This is a genomic window from Saccharomonospora amisosensis, from assembly GCF_011761185.1.
Taxonomy (GTDB): Bacteria; Actinomycetota; Actinomycetes; order Mycobacteriales; family Pseudonocardiaceae; genus Saccharomonospora_A; species Saccharomonospora_A amisosensis.
The window spans coordinates 1,881,538-1,899,616 of the sequence record NZ_JAAOYM010000001.1; the positions used below are offsets into that span (position 1 = coordinate 1,881,538).

General features: G+C 70.1%; 17 protein-coding genes and 1 riboswitch. Of the genes, 10 read left to right on the forward strand and 7 right to left on the reverse strand.

All coding sequences use genetic code 11. The annotated features are described in order from the left end of the window. Nucleotides 1-68 precede the first annotated feature (68 nt). The 3 genes from FHU38_RS09125 (at nucleotide 69) to uvrB (ending at nucleotide 3,877) form a co-directional block, all read left to right on the forward strand. Nucleotides 69-1,301, forward strand: a complete 1,233-nt coding sequence (locus tag FHU38_RS09125) for a PucR family transcriptional regulator (protein ID WP_167175842.1) — start codon at nucleotides 69-71, stop codon at nucleotides 1,299-1,301. A 154-nt stretch (nucleotides 1,302-1,455) separates the two neighbouring features. Continuing rightward, entirely contained in the window at nucleotides 1,456-1,659 is a 204-nt protein-coding gene (locus tag FHU38_RS09130) for a hypothetical protein (protein WP_313886713.1), read from the forward strand. Nucleotides 1,660-1,717: 58 nt separating this feature from the next. Then, on the forward strand, nucleotides 1,718-3,877 hold the full coding sequence (uvrB, locus tag FHU38_RS09135; protein ID WP_167168923.1) for an excinuclease ABC subunit UvrB: 2,160 nt from the start codon (nucleotides 1,718-1,720) through the stop codon (nucleotides 3,875-3,877). A gap of 14 nt (nucleotides 3,878-3,891) precedes the next feature. Here the strand turns inward: uvrB and FHU38_RS09140 are convergent, their stop codons facing one another. Beyond that, entirely contained in the window at nucleotides 3,892-4,272 is a 381-nt protein-coding gene (locus tag FHU38_RS09140) for a VOC family protein (RefSeq protein ID WP_167168926.1), read from the reverse strand. 117 nt (nucleotides 4,273-4,389) lie between these two features. On the opposite strand from FHU38_RS09140, the gene FHU38_RS09145 reads away from it, so the two are divergent. Continuing rightward, on the forward strand, nucleotides 4,390-4,821 hold the full coding sequence (locus FHU38_RS09145; RefSeq protein WP_167168928.1) for a VOC family protein: 432 nt from the start codon (nucleotides 4,390-4,392) through the stop codon (nucleotides 4,819-4,821). 28 nt (nucleotides 4,822-4,849) lie between these two features. Here the strand turns inward: FHU38_RS09145 and FHU38_RS09150 are convergent, their stop codons facing one another. Both FHU38_RS09150 and FHU38_RS09155 read right to left on the reverse strand, forming a co-directional pair. Then, nucleotides 4,850-5,821, reverse strand: a complete 972-nt coding sequence (locus FHU38_RS09150) for an ABC transporter permease (protein ID WP_167168931.1) — start codon at nucleotides 5,819-5,821, stop codon at nucleotides 4,850-4,852. Continuing rightward, nucleotides 5,821-8,754 carry an alpha/beta fold hydrolase gene (locus tag FHU38_RS09155; RefSeq protein ID WP_167168934.1) on the reverse strand — a complete coding sequence of 978 codons (2,934 nt, stop codon included), beginning with the start codon at nucleotides 8,752-8,754 and terminating at the stop codon, nucleotides 5,821-5,823. Before FHU38_RS09155 ends, FHU38_RS09150 begins: the two co-directional genes overlap by 1 nt. A 296-nt stretch (nucleotides 8,755-9,050) precedes the next feature. Between FHU38_RS09155 and FHU38_RS09160 the strand changes: the two genes are divergently transcribed. Beyond that, nucleotides 9,051-10,064, forward strand: coding sequence for a TerC family protein (locus FHU38_RS09160; protein WP_167168937.1), 1,014 nt, complete (start codon nucleotides 9,051-9,053; stop codon nucleotides 10,062-10,064). A gap of 40 nt (nucleotides 10,065-10,104) precedes the next feature. Further along, nucleotides 10,105-12,102: a S9 family peptidase gene (locus FHU38_RS09165; protein WP_167168939.1), complete on the forward strand. Its 1,998-nt coding sequence runs from the start codon at nucleotides 10,105-10,107 to the stop codon at nucleotides 12,100-12,102. A 12-nt stretch (nucleotides 12,103-12,114) separates the two neighbouring features. Here FHU38_RS09165 and FHU38_RS09170 read toward each other — a convergent pair whose 3' ends face one another. From FHU38_RS09170 to FHU38_RS09180, 3 genes are all read right to left on the reverse strand, one after another. After that, the gene (locus FHU38_RS09170; protein ID WP_167168942.1) at nucleotides 12,115-12,768 is read right to left on the reverse strand and encodes an RES family NAD+ phosphorylase; all 654 of its coding nucleotides are present in this window, start codon (nucleotides 12,766-12,768) and stop codon (nucleotides 12,115-12,117) included. Nucleotides 12,769-12,809: 41 nt separating this feature from the next. Further along, nucleotides 12,810-13,397, reverse strand: coding sequence for a DNA-binding protein (locus tag FHU38_RS09175; RefSeq protein WP_167168945.1), 588 nt, complete (start codon nucleotides 13,395-13,397; stop codon nucleotides 12,810-12,812). A 116-nt stretch (nucleotides 13,398-13,513) separates the two neighbouring features. Further along, on the reverse strand, nucleotides 13,514-14,230 hold the full coding sequence (locus FHU38_RS09180) for a DUF6597 domain-containing transcriptional factor (protein ID WP_167168947.1): 717 nt from the start codon (nucleotides 14,228-14,230) through the stop codon (nucleotides 13,514-13,516). Between the two features lie 40 nt (nucleotides 14,231-14,270). On the opposite strand from FHU38_RS09180, the gene FHU38_RS09185 reads away from it, so the two are divergent. The 3 genes from FHU38_RS09185 to FHU38_RS27270 all read left to right on the forward strand — a co-directional run bounded on the left by FHU38_RS09185 (nucleotide 14,271) and on the right by FHU38_RS27270 (nucleotide 15,860). Beyond that, nucleotides 14,271-14,672: an NUDIX hydrolase gene (locus FHU38_RS09185; RefSeq protein ID WP_167168950.1), complete on the forward strand. Its 402-nt coding sequence runs from the start codon at nucleotides 14,271-14,273 to the stop codon at nucleotides 14,670-14,672. Between the two features lie 121 nt (nucleotides 14,673-14,793). Then, nucleotides 14,794-15,126: an ArsR/SmtB family transcription factor gene (locus tag FHU38_RS09190; RefSeq protein WP_167168953.1), complete on the forward strand. Its 333-nt coding sequence runs from the start codon at nucleotides 14,794-14,796 to the stop codon at nucleotides 15,124-15,126. Further along, entirely contained in the window at nucleotides 15,123-15,860 is a 738-nt protein-coding gene (locus FHU38_RS27270) for an SRPBCC family protein (protein WP_313886714.1), read from the forward strand. The genes FHU38_RS09190 and FHU38_RS27270 overlap by 4 nt, the downstream gene beginning before the upstream one ends. Before the next feature lie 320 nt (nucleotides 15,861-16,180). Here FHU38_RS27270 and FHU38_RS09200 read toward each other — a convergent pair whose 3' ends face one another. Further along, nucleotides 16,181-16,597, reverse strand: coding sequence for a hypothetical protein (locus FHU38_RS09200; RefSeq protein WP_313886715.1), 417 nt, complete (start codon nucleotides 16,595-16,597; stop codon nucleotides 16,181-16,183). A 179-nt stretch (nucleotides 16,598-16,776) separates the two neighbouring features. Then, nucleotides 16,777-16,878: riboswitch (guanidine-I (ykkC/yxkD leader) on the forward strand. A gap of 49 nt (nucleotides 16,879-16,927) precedes the next feature. On the opposite strand from FHU38_RS09200, the gene FHU38_RS09205 reads away from it, so the two are divergent. Then, the gene (locus FHU38_RS09205) at nucleotides 16,928-18,058 is read left to right on the forward strand and encodes an agmatinase family protein (protein WP_167168956.1); all 1,131 of its coding nucleotides are present in this window, start codon (nucleotides 16,928-16,930) and stop codon (nucleotides 18,056-18,058) included. Nucleotides 18,059-18,079 lie beyond the last annotated feature (21 nt).

Genomic DNA, 18,079 nt, shown 5'->3' on the forward strand with positions numbered 1-18,079 from the left:
GCGGGGTTTACAGCCGTGAGGCGAATGTCACGCCTTAGAGTGATGCCGTGCACACCGAGCCGGGGGTCATGCGCGGTCTGGCGAGCATCGCGACAGCTCTCGCGCACAGAGCCGACGAACTGACCGGCGAGCTGGTGACGCTGTACGAGCGGGAGTTGCCACACCTGGTCAACGACGACGAGAACATGGTCAGCCTGCTGTCGGCGAGTGTGTACCAAAACATCGACACGGCGTTTCGGATCTTCCAGCACGGCATCGACCCCGAGCGTGTCGAGGCACCCGCCGCCGCGGTCGAGTACGCCCGCAGGCTGGCCCAGCGCGGCACCCCGGTGGTCGACCTCATCAGGGCCTACTACCTCGGTCAGACCGCGGTGCTGGACCAGGCGCTGGCCGAAGGGGCACGGCAGATCTCCGACCCGGAGGAGCTGGGCCTGACGATGCGGCACGCGCTCACCACGACGTTCGCCTTCATCGACCGGGTCACCCGGCAGGTGGTCTCGGCCTACGAGGGGGAGCGCGACCGCTGGCTGCTCAACCGCAGCGCCGTGCGTGCGGCCAGGGTCCGCGCGCTGCTGGACGAGGACGTGGTGGACGTGGACGCCAGCGAGGTGGCGCTGGGCTACCGGCTGCGCGGCCACCACGTGGGGATGATCTTGTGGTACCCCGCCGACGCGCATCCGCCCGACCCGCTCGTCGGCCTGGAAACGGTGGCCGGTCGTTTCGTCGACGGTGACGAGGCGAGGGCGCTGTTCGTGCCGAGGGACGAGCTGTGCGCATGGGTGTGGTTACCCCTCGACGGTCCCGCACCACCCGAGCGCTCGCGCATCGAGCGGGTGCTGACCGATTCCGACGCCGATGTGCGGCTGGCCATCGGTGACCCCGGCGCGGGCCTCGACGGCTTCCGACGCACCCACCGGCAGGCGCTGCGGGTGCAGGCGCTCGCGCTGGCCGCGGGCAAGGCCTGCGCGAGGGCGCTGACGTTTCGCGAGGTGGGGGCGGTGGCGTTGATGACGTCCGACCTCAATGCCGCACGGCTGTGGGTGGAGGATACGCTCGGCCCGCTCGCCGCCGACGACGAGCAGCACGAGCGACTGCGGGAGACGCTGCGGGTGTTCCTGGCCGCAGGTGGCAGTTATACGGCCGCGGCCTCCAGGTTGACGATGCACAAGAACTCGGTGCAGTACCGGGTGCGCAAGGCCGAGGAACTGGTGGGCAGGCCGGTGTCGGACAACCGGCTGGATCTGGAACTGGCTTTGAACCTGTGCCGCTGGCTGGGTGCGGGGGTACTCGCCCGATCGTAGACAGTTCTTCGGTCTGTCGTACCAGTAATGTGGTCAATTGTTGGTCGATGAACACGAAGCGTTCCCGACAGCCTGCCAATAAGCTCCCCCTATGGGGTCCACAATGCCTGAACCGGGTGAAGCGGTAGCGGTTGTCCGCTTGCGTCGAGGCGTCGTGGGCGAGACCAGACGGGTGTGCCATGTCGTGCCGCTGCCCGGGTCACAACCGGTGCCCGAGGAGCTGACCGCGCTGTGCGGCGAGCGGATCAGGCCCGGGCAGGCCGAGGTGCTGGCCACCTTTACAGGCATGCCCTGCGAGGTGTGCCTGGCGACCGCGGTGCGCGGCAACCCGGCCGGGCTGGTCGGCGCCGCGGGCTGACCGGCCTCGGGCGCGAGGGCCCGCGAAACTGTCGGTGCGGGCGCCTACTCTGAAAGACGTGGCATTCGCAACCGAGCATCCCGTGCTGGCGCACTCCGAGTTCCGTCCCGTTTCCGAGATCCCCCGCTCGGACGGCCGGTTTCAGGTGGTCAGCGACTACGCCCCGGCGGGTGACCAACCCGCGGCCATAGCCGAACTCTCACGCAGGCTCGAGGCGGGCGAGAAGGACGTCGTGCTGCTCGGCGCCACCGGCACGGGCAAGTCGGCCACCACCGCGTGGCTCATCGAGCGCGTGCAGCGGCCCACGCTGGTGATGGCGCCCAACAAGACGCTGGCGGCTCAGCTGGCCAACGAACTGAGGGAGTTGTTCCCGCACAACGCGGTGGAGTACTTCGTCAGCTACTACGACTACTACCAGCCTGAGGCCTACGTCCCGCAGACCGACACCTACATCGAGAAGGACTCCTCGATCAACGACGATGTGGAGCGGTTGCGGCACTCCGCGACGATGAACCTGCTCTCGCGCAGGGACGTCATCGTGGTGGCGAGCGTGTCCTGCATCTACGGCCTCGGCACACCGCAGTCCTACCTCGACCGCTCGACGCGGTTGGCGGTGGGCGACGAGGTGGACCGCGACACCTTCCTGCGCGCGCTGGTCGACGTGCAGTACACCCGCAACGACCTCGCGTTCGCGCGTGGCACGTTCCGGGTGCGCGGCGACACGGTGGAGATCATCCCGGCGTACGAGGAGCTGGCGATCCGTGTGGAGTTCTTCGGCGACGAGATCGACCGGCTGTACTACCTGCACCCGCTCACCGGCGACATCGTCAACGAGGTGGAAGAGGTGCGGATCTTCCCGGCGACCCACTACGTCGCGGGGCCGGAACGGATGGAGAAGGCCATCCAGGGCATCGAGGCCGAACTCGCCGAGCAACTGCAACAACTGGAGAAGCAGGGCAAGTTGCTGGAGGCGCAGCGGCTTCGGATGCGCACCAGCTACGACATCGAGATGATGCGCCAGATCGGGTCCTGTTCTGGCATCGAGAACTACTCCCGGCATGTCGACGGCCGGCCGCCGGGTTCGGCGCCCGCGACGTTGCTCGACTACTTTCCCGACGACTTCCTGCTGGTGATCGACGAGTCGCACGTGACGGTGCCGCAGATCGGCGGCATGTACGAGGGTGACGCCTCGCGTAAACGCACCCTCGTCGAGCACGGGTTCCGGTTGCCGAGCGCACTGGACAACCGCCCGCTGACGTGGGAGGAGTTCTCCGACCGCATCGGGCAGACCGTGTACCTCTCCGCGACGCCGGGGCCGTACGAGCTGGGCCAGACCGGTGGTGAGTTCGTCGAGCAGGTGATCCGCCCCACCGGACTCGTCGACCCCGAGGTGATCGTCAAACCCACCGAGGGACAGATCGACGACCTGGTGCACGAGATCAGGACACGGGCGGACCGCGACGAGCGGGTGCTGGTCACCACGCTGACCAAGAAGATGGCCGAGGACCTCACCGACTACCTGCTCGAGCTGGGCATCCGGGTGCGATACCTGCACTCCGAGGTCGACACCCTGCGCCGGGTGGAGCTGCTGCGGCAACTGCGTTCCGGAGATTTCGACGTGCTGGTCGGCATCAACCTGCTGCGGGAGGGTCTCGACCTGCCGGAGGTGTCGCTGGTGGCGATCCTGGACGCCGATAAGGAAGGGTTCCTGCGCAGCGGCACCTCACTGGTGCAGACGATCGGTCGCGCGGCCCGCAACGTCTCCGGTCAGGTGCACATGTACGCGGACAAGATCACCGACTCGATGCGCTATGCGATCGACGAGACCAACCGGCGGCGTGCCAAGCAGATCGCGTACAACACCGAGCGCGGGATCGACCCGCAGCCGCTGCGCAAGAAGATCGCCGACATCCTCGACCGCGTCTACACCGAGGCGGACGACTCCGAGCAGCAGATCGAGGTGGGCGGTTCCGGGCGCAACTCCTCGCGCGGCAAGAAGCCGGAGCAGGGCGAGAGGGTGCGCAGCTCCGGTGTGCTGGCCGACCGGGACGTGACGACGATGCCGCGTGCGGAGCTGGCCGACCTCATCCAGCAGATGACCGACCAGATGATGCAGGCGGCAAGGGACCTGCAGTTCGAACTGGCCGCCCGGCTGCGCGACGAGATCGCCGAGTTGAAGAAGGAACTACGCGGGATGGACGCGGCCGGAGTCAAGTAGCTGCGCGCCTGCGCTCACCCCGCGTCCGGGTCGGGTTCGAGCATGCCGAACAGGTTGCCCTCGGGGTCGCGGCAGTGCACCAGCCACCCAACGCCCGGTATCGCGCTCTTCTCGCTCGCCACCGTGCCTCCGGCCTGCACCACCTCCCTGGTCAGCAGGTCGATGTCGGGGACCTCCATCGTGATCGGGAAGGCTCCCGGTGAGGAGTCCGGGTCGGGTGGCGGGCCGCTACGGAGCAGCAGGCCGCCGTCGATCCCTGGACCCTCACCTGTCGTCACCGACCAGTAGGGCTCGGGGCCCCACCGTTCGAACGACCAGTCGAACACCGCCGTGTAGAAGGTGATGGCCCGTTCGGGGTCGCTGGCGTGGATCTCGAAATGAACGGGTCGAGACATGATGTGGCCTCCTGGGCGAATCGCCGGTGCGAGCCGGTGACCGGGAAGGCTTGACGTTCGCGATTGTCCCCCGTGCCCGGCAGACTTGTCATCAGCAGGGGAAGGGAGACAGCGCAGATGGCGTTGGGTGTGCAGGTGACCTTCGACGCGGCCGATCCCCGCAGGCTCGCTGAGTTCTGGGCGATCGCGCTGGACTACGAACTGCAGCCGCCACCGCAGGGCTACGGTTCCTGGGCGGACTTCGCGGACGCGGTCGGGTTGCCACGCCAGAGCTGGGACTCGAAGGTGGCCATCGTCGACCCCGCGCAGGCGGGCCCCCTGCTGTTGTTCCAGCGCGTTCCCGAACGCTCGACGGCGAGGAACCGCGTGCACCTCGACATCTTGGCCAGCGCGCCGCACGAGCACACCGAGCGTGGTTGGCAGCAGGTGCTGGCAAGGGCCGATGTGCTGGTCGCGGCCGGCGCGCGGCTGCTACGCGAACTCGACGAGCCCGGCGCACGGTGCCTGGTGATGAGCGACCCGGAGGGCAACGAGTTCCGGGTGTGCTGACGGCGCGGCGGTCGAGAACCCAGCTCGGTCAGCTCGTGATGTCCTTGGTCGCGAAACGGCGAGCCGCAAGCAACCCGAACACGGTCGCGTAGGCAACCGCCGACAGCACTCCCGAGGCCATGTCGGTCCACTCGACGTCGGTGGCGATCAGGTCCATCCAGGCGAACGAGAAATGCGTGGGCAGGAAGTCGCGCAGGTCACCGAGCGCGGTGATCTGGTCCAGGATCTGCGACAGGATCGACACCAGCACCGTGCCGCCCACGGCGCCGAGCGGCGCGTCGGTGGACACGCTCAGCAGCAGCCCCAATGCCGCCACCCAGGAGAGCTGGATCAACACGTACCCGGTGCCCAGCGCGATGGCCACCAGGCTCTGCCCGAACGTGATCGAGTCGCCGGTCGGACTGATCGCCTCACCTGCCCCGTACCAGACCACCCCGACCCCGAGCGCGACCACCGGCAGCACGGCAACCGTGAGCGCCGACAGCAGCGCCGAGGCGACCGCCTTCTGCCGCAGCAGCCGGTGCCGCGGCACCGGAATGGCCAGCAGGTACTTCAGGCTCGACCACGAGGCCTCGCTCGCCACCGTGTCGCCGAAGTAGAGAGCGACGATCATCGGCAGCAGGAAGGAGCCGGACACGAACATCGCCAGAACCACGAAGTTCGGCGCGCTCGCCGTGGCGAGGTCTATGAAGCCGCCGGAACGGCGGTTCGGGCTGGCGTCGCCTAGTTCGAATGCCAGCACGAGCACGAACGGCAGCAGCGCCACCAAGGCCAGCACCAGTTGCGTGCGCCGCCTGCGCAACTGCCTGCGCAACTCCACACCGAGCCGCAGCGTGCGTGCCGCCCGGTAGCCCGCGACGGCGCCGTCCGGCCCCACCCGCACGGTCTCCCCACGGGCGGCTTCGGTCAGCTCGTCCAGCGCCGCCGGATCGGTGTGTACGCCGTGCCGCCCGGTCTCCAGGCCGGTGTCCTCGGGGTTCTTCCCGGCGTCGGTGCTCATCAGCCGCCCTCGCCTTCGCCGACCAACTGTAGGAACGCGTCTTCCAGGCGCCTGCGGGGACCGGCCTGCTCCACCGAGACTCCGGCCCGCACCAGCGCGGCCACCGCCTCGGAGCGTGGCAGGCCGTCGAGGTCGGCATGCACGAGTTGGCCCTCGACGTCCACGTCGGAGACGCCGCCGACCGCGCGCAGCGCCTCCGCGGCCGCCTCGGGGCGGTCCACCCGGAACGTCGCCTCGCCACCGGCGGCGACGATGTCGGTGACCGCGCCGGAGGCCACCAGCCTGCCGCGGTGCATCACCACCACGTGCGTGCAGGTCTGCTCCACCTCGGCGAGCAGGTGGCTGGACACCAGTACCGTGCGGCCGGTGGCCGCGTAGCGGCGCAGCACCTCTCGCATCTGGTGGATCTGCGGTGGGTCGAGGCCGTTGGTCGGCTCGTCGAGCACCAGCAGCTCCGGCAGCCCCAGCATCGCCTGCGCGATCGCCAGCCGTTGCCGCATGCCCTGGCTGTAGGTGCGGACCCTGCGGTGCACGGCGTCGCCGAGCCCGGCGATCTCCAGTGCCTCCCCAAAGTGTGCCCGCTCGGCAGGCCGCCCGGTCGCGGCCCAGTACAGCCGCAGGTTCGCCTCACCGGAAAGGTGCGGCAGGAATCCGGAGCCCTCGACGAACGAGCCGATGCGCGACAGCACCGGCGCGCCGGGCCGCACCGGGTGGCCGAACACCTTGATCTCGCCCTCTGTGGGGTTGATCAGGCCCATCAGCATCCGCAGCGTGGTGGTCTTGCCCGCGCCGTTGGGCCCGAGCAGGCCGAGCACCTGGCCCGGCTCCACCCGCAACGACAACCCGGCCACGGCGGTCAGCCCGCCGGGGTAGGACTTGGTCAGCCCCTCGATGACAAGCGGGGTGTGCTCCAGCGCCGGGTCCGGCCGGTGTGAGCGGCGGCGCCGCAGCGCGGCCACCACCACCGCCGCCGAGGCGACCGCGAGGGTGCCCGCGATGCCGAGCAGTTGTGGCAGCGGCCACCCCGACGTCACGGTGTTGCCACCGACCACTGGCACGGCCAGCCGCGCACCGCCCGCGAGTGACAGCCGGTAGGCAGCGGGTGTGGTGGGGGTGGCGTAGGACTGGTCGGTCGTGCCGATGACGAGTTGCAGCCGGTGCCCGGACTCCACCGGCCGCACCACACCCGGCAGTGTCACGGTCACCTCGACCGGTGTGCCGTCGGCGGGCAGTGAGGGCACGCGGATCGCCGAGACGGCGTTGCCCGGCAGCGTGCGTGTGCCGTCGGGGTTGACGTCGTACAGCTTGGCGAACAGTACCGCCGCGCCCGCCGGTGCCGGTCCACCCGCCGAGGCGATCCGCAGCCGCACGGTCGAGGAGCCCGCGACGAGCAGTTGGGAGTCCAGCGGCCGCGAGACGAACGTCGCCGACTGGCCGGGCGGGTCGACGGTGAACAGGCCTGACAGTCGTGAGGAGTTCGCCACCACGCGGTTCAGGCCGGGGATGCCGCTCACCGCGGCGGGTGCCGCCCCGGGTGGGCGCACGGCCACCTGCTCCGGTCCGTCGAGCGCGACCGGGCGGCGCTGGGTGTCGCCTGAGCCGAGACCGGGGTAGCCGTCGGCCTCCACGCTGCGCACCGACGGTGCACCGGATGCCCGCAGCGAGCCCTGTACGTCGTAGCGGAACGACGCGGGGGTGGAGGTTTCGTCGGTGCGCGCGGTGTCGAGGTGTGCTTGCAGGAAGTCGCCGATGGTCGCCCGCAGCTGCGGGCCGGGCACCCCGCCGTCGTGCCCGCCGGTGTACCAGATGACCGACACGGGCGCTCCGGCCTCGGAGATCTGGCGGGCGTTCGCGTCGGCCTGGTCGAGTCCGAACAGGGTGTCGTTCTCGCCCTGGACGAGCAGCGTCGGCGCCGTGATCTCGCCGGTGACCGAGGCGGGGGACACCCGGCGCAGCAGCGCCAGCGTCGGCTCGCTCGCCCGGCCGTCGACGGCGACGTCGTTGTACGCGGCGCAGACCTGCTCGGTGAAGCGCCCGCAGACCTCGCCCGTCGCCGGCGGCGAGGGCGAGCCCTGGCGTGCGCCGCCGGACGGCCCCGCGGTCCCGAAGCCGCCACCGGCCTGGCCGCCCACGCCTGCGTCGGTTGTCCCGCCGGTGCCGCCGGTACCACTTTCACCGTTGTCCAGTTCGTCGCCCGGCTCCATCGCCTCGGCGCCGGGGCCGCCTGCCGTGGGCGCTCCCAGTCCCGCGGAGAACAGCGTGCCTGCCCATGCCCGCTTGAACACGCCGTCGTCGGCGGCGGCGCCCGCGGCCGGCGTGGCGGCGCGCGGGTCGCCGGTGGTGGCGTTGTTCGGCAGCAGCGCCTGCGCCAGGTCGTTATAGGTCATCACCGGCGCGATCGCGTCGACCCGTTCGTCCGTGCCCGCCAGCAGCAGGGCCAGCGCGCCGCCGTAGGAGGCACCGGTGACGCCGACGAGCGGGTCCCCCTCGCCCTCGGTCAGCACCTCCGGCAGCCCCGCGAGGTGGTCTACGAGCCGAACCGCGTCGGCGACCTCGTAGTCGGGGTCGTTCAGCGCGATGCGTCCCGTGCTGGTGCCGAAGCCGCGCGCCGAGTAGGTCAGCACGACGAAGCCGCGCTCGGCGAGTTCGGCTGCCTCGCGGGAAACGCTGTTCTTGTCCCCGCCGAAGCCGTGCGGCAGCAGTACCGCGGGGGCGGGGGTCACCTCCGGCACGTACAGCGTGGTGTCCAGTTGCACGCGCTGTTCGGAGCCGGGTGCCGCGGCGACGTCGATGGTGGCTTCCCGCGTGCGGTAGGAGGGCGCCTCGTCGTCGTCCCCGACCCAGATCACCGCACCCGCGCCGAGGACAACGACGGCGGCGAGCAACGCGAGCAAGCGCAGCCGGCGGCCGCGTGGACGTGGAGTTCGGCGCACGCCCTCACACTATGCGGCGTTTGCTGAGAACCCGCTGTGGGCATCCTCGCCCCAGGCGGGCTCCAGCGGCCCTGTGACACAGGTTACGGCGGAAGTCGCCTGGTGTGGGCCGCAGCGGCTGGCTTTCCCATTCCGGACCCGCGATGATTGGACACGTTGTGGAGGGGAGTATTCCTTCGCGGCGGCGTCGTCAGCACGGCTGTCCCTGGGGCACCCGGCGCCGTCGGCCGGCACGGCCGGTGGAAGAGACCTCCGGGTAGTGGCCCGCATTTCCGCTAACCGGAGGTTGTCGTCATATGACCGTGCCGTTCTGGCTGTGGCTTGCCACCATCGGGGGCCTGCTCGCGCTGCTGGCGATCGATCTCGTGATCGTCGATCGCAAACCCCACCAGGTCACCACCGGTGAGGCCGCGCGCTGGGTGATCTTCTACATCTCGTGTGCGATCGTGTTCGGCGCAGGCGTGTGGCTGCTCGGGGGTCACGACCCAGGGGTCGAGTTCTTCACCGGTTACCTCACCGAGTACTCGCTGTCGGTCGACAACCTGTTCATCTTCATGGTGATCATGTCGTCGTTCCGGGTGCCCGCGATCCACCAGCACAGGGTGCTGCTCATCGGCATCCTGCTGGCGCTGGTGATGCGGGGCGCGTTCATCGCGATCGGTGCCGCGCTCATAGCCAAGTTCGTGTGGATCTTCTTCATCTTCGGCGCCTTCCTGGTGTGGACGGCGATCAGCATGGTGCGCGGCGACAGCGGCCACGAGGAGTACCACGAGAACCTGGTGACCCGCTGGGTGCGCAAGGTCTTCCCCGTCACCGACGAGTACGTGGGGCACAAGTCGATCGTCAAGCGGGACGGCAGGCGGTACCTGACGCCGATGTTCGTGGTGATCGTCGCCATCGGGAGCGCGGACCTGCTGTTCGCGGTGGACTCCATCCCGGCGATCTTCGGTATCACGCAGGACGCCTACCTGGTGTTCACGGCCAACGCCTTCGCGCTGATGGGGCTGCGGCAGCTCTACTTCCTGCTCGGCGGGCTGGTGACCAAGCTGGTGTACCTGTCCTACGGGTTGGCGTTCATCCTCGCGTTCATCGGCGTGAAGCTCGTGCTGCACGCGCTGCACGAGTACCACGTGACGCCGGCCTGGTTGGAGATCAACAACTGGACCTCGCTCGGCGTGATCATCTCGGTGCTCGTCATCACCACCGTGGCGAGCATCCTGAAGTCCCGCCGTGACCCGGGGGCGGTGAGCAAGCTGGACCTGCGCCCACCCGCCCCGGAGGACGCGTCGAGCACCTCCCGCGACAGGTAAAACCTTTAGGTTCGCTAAGGAATTCGGGTAGGATCGCCGGATGCGACCCGCTGATCTTGAACTGCTCGCCGTGCCGGGCAGGCCCGCGTTGCATGGTGACCTCCTGCTGACCGCGGTGAGCAGGCCGAGTCTGGAGACCGACAGCTACACCGGTGCGCTGCGCCGGATCGACCTCGACGGCGTGGGCGGCACCGGCACGGGGTGGACCCACGGCGAGCGGGACGCCTCGCCCGCCATCTCTCCCGACGGGCGCTGGGTGGCCTTCACCCGGGCACAGGGGCGCGAGCGGCCACAGTTGTACGTGATGCCCTCGGACGGCGGAGAGCCGAGGCGGCTGACCGCGTTGCCGCTCGGTGTGAACCCACCGGTGTGGGCGCCGGACTCGCGCCGCATCGCGTTCACCGCACGCGTGCCCGAACCGGGTCGCTACGGCACACCCGCCGACGGCGAGGTGGAAGAAACCGGACCGGAGCCCGATGCCGAGCGGCCCCGGCTGATCACCCGGTTCGACTACCGGGTCGACGACGTCGGTTTCCTGCGTGACCGGCCCGCACGGCTGTTCGTGCTCGACGCGCTTGCCGTGCTGGAAGTCCAGGACGGGGCAGAGCCGCAGCAGCCGACCCCGCTCACCGACGACCGGGCGAGCGTCAGCGACCCGGCATGGACCCCGGACGGCACGCACGTGTTGGTGGTGGCTCCCCGCGACTGGGACCGCGCCGAGACGCTGCACAGCGACATCTACGCCGTGCCTGCCGCCGGCGGCGCGCCCGCACTGGTGGTGCGCACCAGTGGTAGGGCGGGTAAACCCGCCGTGGCGGCCGACGGCACGGTGCTGTTCTACGCCGACGAGTACGAGGGCTTCTCCGCGGCGGCACGCAACACCGGCCTGTGGGCGGCCACGCTCAGCGACGAGGGCTTCGGGGGTGCGCCCGCGTCGCCACGCAGGCTCACCGACCCCGAGACCGTCGACTGCGTCGGCGAGGCGGGCCCGCCCGCACCCTACGGCGACGGCGTGCTCGTGGTGGTCCGCAACCGGGGGGCGGCCGAGTTGCGCTCGGTGCCACGCTCCGGCGAGCGTATGGAGCTTTTCACGCTGCCCGTATTGGCGGGGGAGCGGGCCGCGGTGCGGGCTTTCGTGGTGGACGGCGAGCGCGTCGCCGTGGTCCGCTGCGGTCAGCGGGACGCGGGCGAGGTGGTGCTGCTGGCCGGCGGCGAGGAGCGCACCCTGACCGACTTCTCCGCGCCGCTTCGGCAGGCGGGAATACGCCCGATCACGGAACTGACCGCCACGGCACCCGACGGCTACCCGGTGCACGGTTGGCTCGTCGCGCCCAAGGGCGAGGGCCCGCACCCGGTGCTGCTGCTGATTCACGGGGGCCCGTTCGCGCAGTACGAGTGGAGCTTCTTCGACGAGGCACAGGTGTACGCCTCGGCAGGCTACGCGGTGGTGCTCGGCAACCCGCGCGGCTCGGCCGGGTACGGCGAGCGGCACGGGCGAGCGGTGGTCGGCGCGCTCGGCACCGTGGACGCCCACGACCTGCTCGCGCTGCTCGACGAGGCGCTGCGCAGGCCGGAACTGGACGCCGAGCGGGTCGGTGTGCAGGGCGGTTCCTACGGTGGCTTCATGACGGGCTGGCTGGCGGCCTGGCACGGTGAGCGGTTCCGCGCCGCGTGGAGCGAGCGGGCCGTCAACGCGTGGGACTCCTTCGTCGGCAGCTCGGACATCGGGTGGTGGTTCGCGGAGAACTATGTCGGCAGCGACCCGGAGCTGCTCAGGAAGGCGAGCCCGCTGACCCATGCCGAGCGCATCACGATCCCGTTCGCCGTCGTGCATTCCGAGCGTGACTGGCGCTGCCCGCTGGAGCAGGCGCAGCGGATGTTCGTCGCGCTGCGGCGCAACGGCACGGACGCCGAGCTGTTGCTGTTCCCCGGCGAGGGGCACGAGCTGACCCGGTCGGGCAGGCCGAGGCACCGCAAGTGGCGATTCGAGGCCGTGCTCGAGTGGTGGCGACGGCACCTTCCGCACGCGGTGACGTGATCAGTGACCTGATCAGTTCAGCATGAGGTAGTTGAGCTCGTCGCACACTCGGCTGAGCGGGACGTCCAGCCCGGGGTGGTCCAGTTGCAGCAGCACGTCGGGCGCGGCGGGCAGCGCGGCCCTTGCGGGCGGGTCCCACAGGCAGATGGCGGGGGCACCGGAGTCCATCGAGGAGCGGTACCACAGCCCGTCGAGGTCGTCGTAGGCGGCGCGGATGGCGCGGGCCCACGCCTGGGTGATCCGCTTGGGCCCGCTGGAGATCTCCTGCGAGGCGCCGACGCGGGTCGGCCACAGCCCGGAGAGGTCGAGCAGTCGAAGTGTCCTCGCCGGGCGGACCACCACCAGATGTGGCCCCCTGGTCTTACGGTCAAGTGTCGAGGTGGTCTGGAACACCTCGGCGACGCTCGTACGGACGGAGAGCCCGAAGTAGAGCACCCCGTTGCCGCGGTCGGTCATCGGTTCACCACGGCGGGGGTGTTGCGGGTCGAAGCGGCCGTGCGGCAGCGGGCCGGTGTAGCGGAAGCTGTCCCAGCGTTGCGGGTGGTTGCCGTGCGCGGTGAAGATCCGGACCAGCCGGGTAGCAGGGTGCACCGCGACGACGTCCTCGGTGCGGCGCAACTCGTTCAGCAGTACGGTGCGCGACGGCGGCAGGGGCAACCTTGCCATGGACAGCGATCGACCTGTTCCTTGCTCGTACCGCCGCCGTTTCAGACCGGTGTACCGAGCGTGGCGGCCAGCCGTGCCACGGGTTCGGGGTCGCCACCCGCGAGCAGCCACTGGCGCGGGGTCGCCTGCTTGCCGTTGATCACCAACTCCGTCTGCGGCGTGCTCATGAACGCGGCGACCACCAGGGCCGGCTGGTCGTCGGGCACCGCGCGCAACACGACGTCGAGTCCCGGCAGCACGCCGCTGCCGGTGAACTGCCAGGCGGGCAGCCGCCAGCCGCCCTGGTCCTTCCACCCGGTCAGTCTGCGTTCCTTGAGCCGGTGGCGGATGCGACTGTCGTCGACGCCAAGCCTTGCCGCCGCGTCCTGCACGGTGAGCGCGGAGTCGGCGAGCACGGCGTGCTCGGCCACGGTCCGCGCCCGGTAGTCGCGCTCACCCTCCCGGCGCGCGGAGAGATCCAGCCCGACATCGGCGAGCGTGCCCCGCTGGTCGGGGGAGAAGTAGTGCGCCGGATCCGGGTTGGGAGGGCTGAGCCGCCGTGCCGCGTCCTCGACCAGTGCCAAGAATTCCGAGGGGTTGACCTTCAGCCCGGCCTTGGCGAGCACGTTCTCCAGCGCGACGGTGGTCATGCGCATAGATTAGCCTGTATGTGCGCCTTCGTGCGCTTCGCTGGGGAAACGGTGCGGAAAATCACCAGAATCGACACACAACGCACAGAATACAACACAAGCTGTAACCGTCCGACTCAGTGTGCCCGTGCCGGACGGGTGTGTCCAGATCCGATTGTCGTGAAGAACGCACTCGCCGTGCTGGCGGTGAGTGTCCGGCACTCACGTGACAGGTGTGCCTGGTCGCTGTATCCGGCTTCGACGGCCAGCGAGGCCAGGTCGGCGGCGGCCGAGGCCGCGGCCATGGCACGACGCAGCCGCGCCACCCGCAGGTAGGTGGCCGGGCCGAAGCCCACCGCCTCGGTGAACCGTCTGCGGAACTGCCGTTGCCCCAGCGGCAGTCCCGCCACCGCGTCCCGCACCCGTGGCACCCCGGCGTCCAGCCGGGAGAGCACGACGTCGAGCATCGGGTCGCGCTCCGTGCCGACGACCCGCTCGGTGACCAGCGCCGTGAGGCTGTGTGGGTGGTGTGACAGCAGGTCGGTGACCGCCCTGCCCGCGCGTCCCCACAGGTCGCCCAACGCCACCCTGCGGTCGGTCAACTCGTCGGCGGCCACGCCGAGAGCTCTGGGGGCATGCCCTGGCCGGAACCGCACGCCGTGCACGGGTGTGCCCGGCGGCAAACCCGCCTGCCAGGCGCCGGTGTCCGGTCCCGCCACGAACGCCGACTCGCCTGCCACCACCAGGTCGACGCACCCGTCCGGGACGATGCGCTCGCCACCCCCGGTGTGGTTCCACCACACGCAGCGCACGGTCTCGCGCAGTGCCGGTGGCGGGTCCGTCTCGCGGTACACGGCCCCATCATCCTCTCGCCGTGCGGCTACCGTGTGCCGGGTGAGCGCCGTTATCGACAGCCTGGCGTGGGTACTGGTTCGCGACCGCGCACTGCTCGGCGTACGTACCAGGGGCAAGGACAAGTTCTACCTGCCGGGTGGCAAGCGCGAGCAGGGCGAGAGCGACGTCGCGGGGCTGTGCCGTGAGATCCGCGAGGAACTCGGCGTCGAACTCGATCCGCTCAGCTTCTCGCTGTTCGCGGTCCTCGACGAGCCCGCCGACGGCTACGCGGACGGTCGCCAGGTGCACATGACCGCCTACACCGCGCGGTTTCGTGGGGAGCTTTCGCCGGGCGGGGAGATCGCCGAGTTCGCGTGGTTGTCGGCCGCCGACGCGCACCGCTGCCCGGCCGCGGGCCGCCGCGTGCTGAACCTGCTCGCGCAAGCCGGCCTCATCGACTGACCCGCCCGCGAGTCCCCCGTTCCCGCCCGCGAGTCCCCCGTTCCCGCCCGCGAGTTCTGCGTACACGTGTCAGCGGTGCGGCCCACTGGCAGTTATATGCCGCAGGGGTTGTATTACTGCGGTGGCAAATACGTTCGAGGTGCTGGGGGAACACCGACGCAGGGAGATCCTGGATCTACTGCGAGGCGGCGAACGGTTGGTCGGCGATCTTGCCGGCCGGCTCAGCCTCACCCAGCCCGCCGTGTCCCAACACCTGCGCGTGCTGCGCGAGGCAGGGCTCGTCGACGTACGCCAGGACGCCCAGCGCCGGTGGTACCGGTTGCGGCCGGAGCCGCTGCTGGAGATCGAGTCGTGGCTTGCTCCGTACCGCAGGTTCTGGGCCGACCGGCTCGACGCCCTCGAACGCCACCTGGACACGATGCCGGGCATGCCTGACGGGAAGGACGCGCCGTGAACGACGAATCGCGCCGAGCGGGTGAGGAGTGGACGCCGCGTTCCGGGTCGGCCGGCGGCGCCGACCCGCTCGGCGCACTCGAGGTCATCGACGGCAGGCCGGTACTGCGCTTCGAGCGTCGCCTGTCGCACCGGCCGGAGAAGGTGTGGCGCGTCCTCACCGAGCCGGGCGAGCTGGCACACTGGTTCCCCGCCGCCATCACCACGGCACCGCGGATCGGCGCCACGCTGCGGTTCTCCTTCGAGGCGGGCGCACCCGAAGGCGAGTACACACGCGGCCGCGTCCTGGAGTTCGATCCGCCGAAGGTCTACGCGTTCGACTGGGCAGGCTCGGTGTTGCGCTTCGAGCTCGTTGCGGACGGCGACGGCTGCCTGTTGCTGTTCAGCCACCCCCTCAGCGGTACGGGCACCGAGGGCGACCTGCCTTCCGCTGCCCGGCAGGCTCCCGGCTGGGACGCCTGCCTCGGCCTGCTCGCGGCCACACTCGAAGGCGAGCCAGCCGAGCCGCCCGGCAGTGACTGGTTCCTTGCCCGCGCCGAAGCCTACGTAGAGAGCTACGGGCTCGGCGAAGGGGTGGCCATTGTGGACGGAGGCGGCTGGATGCTGCGGTTCGAGCGGGATCTGGTCCAGCCGCGGGAGCACGTGTGGGCGGCGCTGACCGAGGGAGAACTCCCGTCGCGGGAGGGCAGGCACCGCTGCGCTTCGCCCATGGCTACCTGGAACCCGCGGCCGTAACGGAACTGCTGGAGGGTCGGACGGTCGAATATGTGTGGCGCCACGCGGGCACCGACGCTGGGACCGTCCGATTCGAACTGCGGGACCAGCAGCCTCTCGGGACCCGACTCGTGCTGACCCAGACGGTGCCCCCAGCTCTCGCCGAGCAACGCGCGACGCAGCTCGCGGCGTGGCAGACCTACCTGGAGCTGCTGTTCGCCGCGCTGCACGGCGATGTGCGCCGCCCATGGCCGCGGGACCGCACCGAGCTGCTGCGGCAGCGCTACGAGCAGCGCCTCGGCGAGGGGCGCGTGATGCGACCGGCCACCGAGTGCGCCGGGTCAGGCGCGGGCCGTCTCGTGCACGTGCCGCCACCGAAGCCCGTTGCGGGCGGTGGAATCACGCCACAGCAGCGCGGTCACCACGCGGCTTGATCGGTTCTCGCCGTCGCGATGGTCCTCGGCGAACCGCACCAGCACGAACTCCGAGGTGTCGGCGAGGATCCGCACATCGTGAACCTCGATGCGCAGCCCGGGACGCGCGTTCCGGGCGCGGGAAAGCCCGTCGAACAGTTCACCGGGCGACACCACGGTGCCGTCGACGCCGACCAACTCGAAGTCGCTCGTGTGCGCGGCGCTGAAGTCGTCGAGCAGGTCGGGTTCGCACTCGCTGCCCAGCCACCTGGCCAGCAGGTCGTGGTGGGCGGCGACCTCGGCATGGACGGCATGGACCTCGCCCGGCAGCGATTCCTCGGTCACCCTGCCCCCATTCGCCGATGCCGGCCGCTGCCGTGTTCAGCCACGCTCGCGCACCTTCGGATCGGTTGCCGGCAGGTAACACCAGCGGTCCCCGCTCGTCCGGTTCGCTGACCTGACCGCAACATGATCGTCATCTTGCCATCAAGCTTCGCGGGTGTACTTCACGGCGACTCACACCGGTGAGGCGCACCTAGGGTTCCGTCGCCACGGCGAGGCTGGTCCGAGAGGTGCAGGCGGGCCGCACCAGGCCCGTTCCACGGCGGGACAAAAGCCCGGGAGGTCAGCCACGCCCGGCTGCCTCGCGGCCGGGCGCCGACCGTGGAGCAGCCAATGGGACAGTTCCATCGCCACTCGTATCACGACAACTACGGTCCTGAGGCCAGGCGGGCTGTCGAGGCCGAGGCCAGCCTTCCGACGGCCAAGCACGAGGAGGAAATCGCCCGCGGGCTGGAACTCGGCCTGCCCGGCGCCGACTCGATAGCCGACCGCACCATCCCGACGTTCTCGCGCGGCGAGTTGCCACACTTCGCCGGGATCAACACGTTTCTCAAGGCGCCTTATGTCGAGGACGTTCGACGCTGCGGAGAGTACGACGTAGCCGTGCTCGGCGCGCCGTTCGACGGCGGAACGACCTACCGCTCCGGCACCCGGTTCGGCCCGCAAGGCATCCGCAAGATCTCCGCGCTGTACGGGCCGTACAGCTTCGAGCTGGGTGTGGACCTGCGCGAGTCGATCAGCATCGCGGACCTCGGCGACGTGTTCACGATCCCCGGCAACATCGAGAAGACCTTCGACCAGATCTCGAAGGCCGTGGGTCATGTCTACGCCTCGGGTGCGTTCCCCGTGGTGCTCGGCGGGGACCATTCGATCGGCTACCCGACGACTCGTGCCGTCGCTGAGCAGCTCGGTGGCGGCAATCTCGGGATCATCCACTTCGACCGCCACGTCGACACTCAGGAGACCGACCTCGACGAGCGGATGCACACCACACCGTGGTTCCACGCCACGGACATCCCCAACGTGCCGCCGAAGAACCTCGTGCAGATCGGCATCGGAGGCTGGCAGGCACCGCGGCCAGGCGTCAAGGTCGGCCGGGAGCGCGGTACCACGGTCATGACGGTCACCGACTGCGTGGAGATGGGCATCGAGGCCGCCGCGCAACGGGCGCTCGATGTGGCGTGGGACGGTGCAGACGCGGTGTGGCTCTCGTTCGACGTCGACTGCCTCGATGCCGCCTTCGTGCCGGGTACGGGCTGGCCGGAGCCTGGTGGGTTCCTGCCGCGCGAGGTGCTCAAATTCATCCAGCTCATCGCGCGGCGCCCGCTCGCGGGCATCGAGGTCGTCGAGTGTTCGCCGCCTTACGACAACGGCGAAATCACCTCGCTCATCGCCACCCGCGTCATCTGCGACACCCTCGGCTGCCTTGTGCGCGCGGGCCACCTCCCCACCTTCAAGGCCTGACGGCCGCTCACTTCAAGGCCT

Excerpts from the sequence above, each read along its gene's own strand:
- FHU38_RS09160 (WP_167168937.1), top strand. The coding sequence starts at position 9,051 with ATGACCGTGCCGTTCTGGCTGTGGCTTGCCACCATCGGGGGCCTGCTC.
- FHU38_RS09175 (WP_167168945.1), bottom strand. The coding sequence starts at position 13,397 with ATGACCACCGTCGCGCTGGAGAACGTGCTCGCCAAGGCCGGGCTGAAG.
- FHU38_RS09150 (WP_167168931.1), bottom strand. The coding sequence starts at position 5,821 with ATGAGCACCGACGCCGGGAAGAACCCCGAGGACACCGGCCTGGAGACC.
- FHU38_RS09145 (WP_167168928.1), top strand. The coding sequence starts at position 4,390 with ATGGCGTTGGGTGTGCAGGTGACCTTCGACGCGGCCGATCCCCGCAGG.
- FHU38_RS09165 (WP_167168939.1), top strand. The coding sequence starts at position 10,105 with ATGCGACCCGCTGATCTTGAACTGCTCGCCGTGCCGGGCAGGCCCGCG.
- FHU38_RS09170 (WP_167168942.1), bottom strand. The coding sequence starts at position 12,768 with ATGGCAAGGTTGCCCCTGCCGCCGTCGCGCACCGTACTGCTGAACGAG.
- FHU38_RS09125 (WP_167175842.1), top strand. The coding sequence starts at position 69 with ATGCGCGGTCTGGCGAGCATCGCGACAGCTCTCGCGCACAGAGCCGAC.
- FHU38_RS09140 (WP_167168926.1), bottom strand. The coding sequence starts at position 4,272 with ATGTCTCGACCCGTTCATTTCGAGATCCACGCCAGCGACCCCGAACGG.
- FHU38_RS09205 (WP_167168956.1), top strand. The coding sequence starts at position 16,928 with ATGGGACAGTTCCATCGCCACTCGTATCACGACAACTACGGTCCTGAG.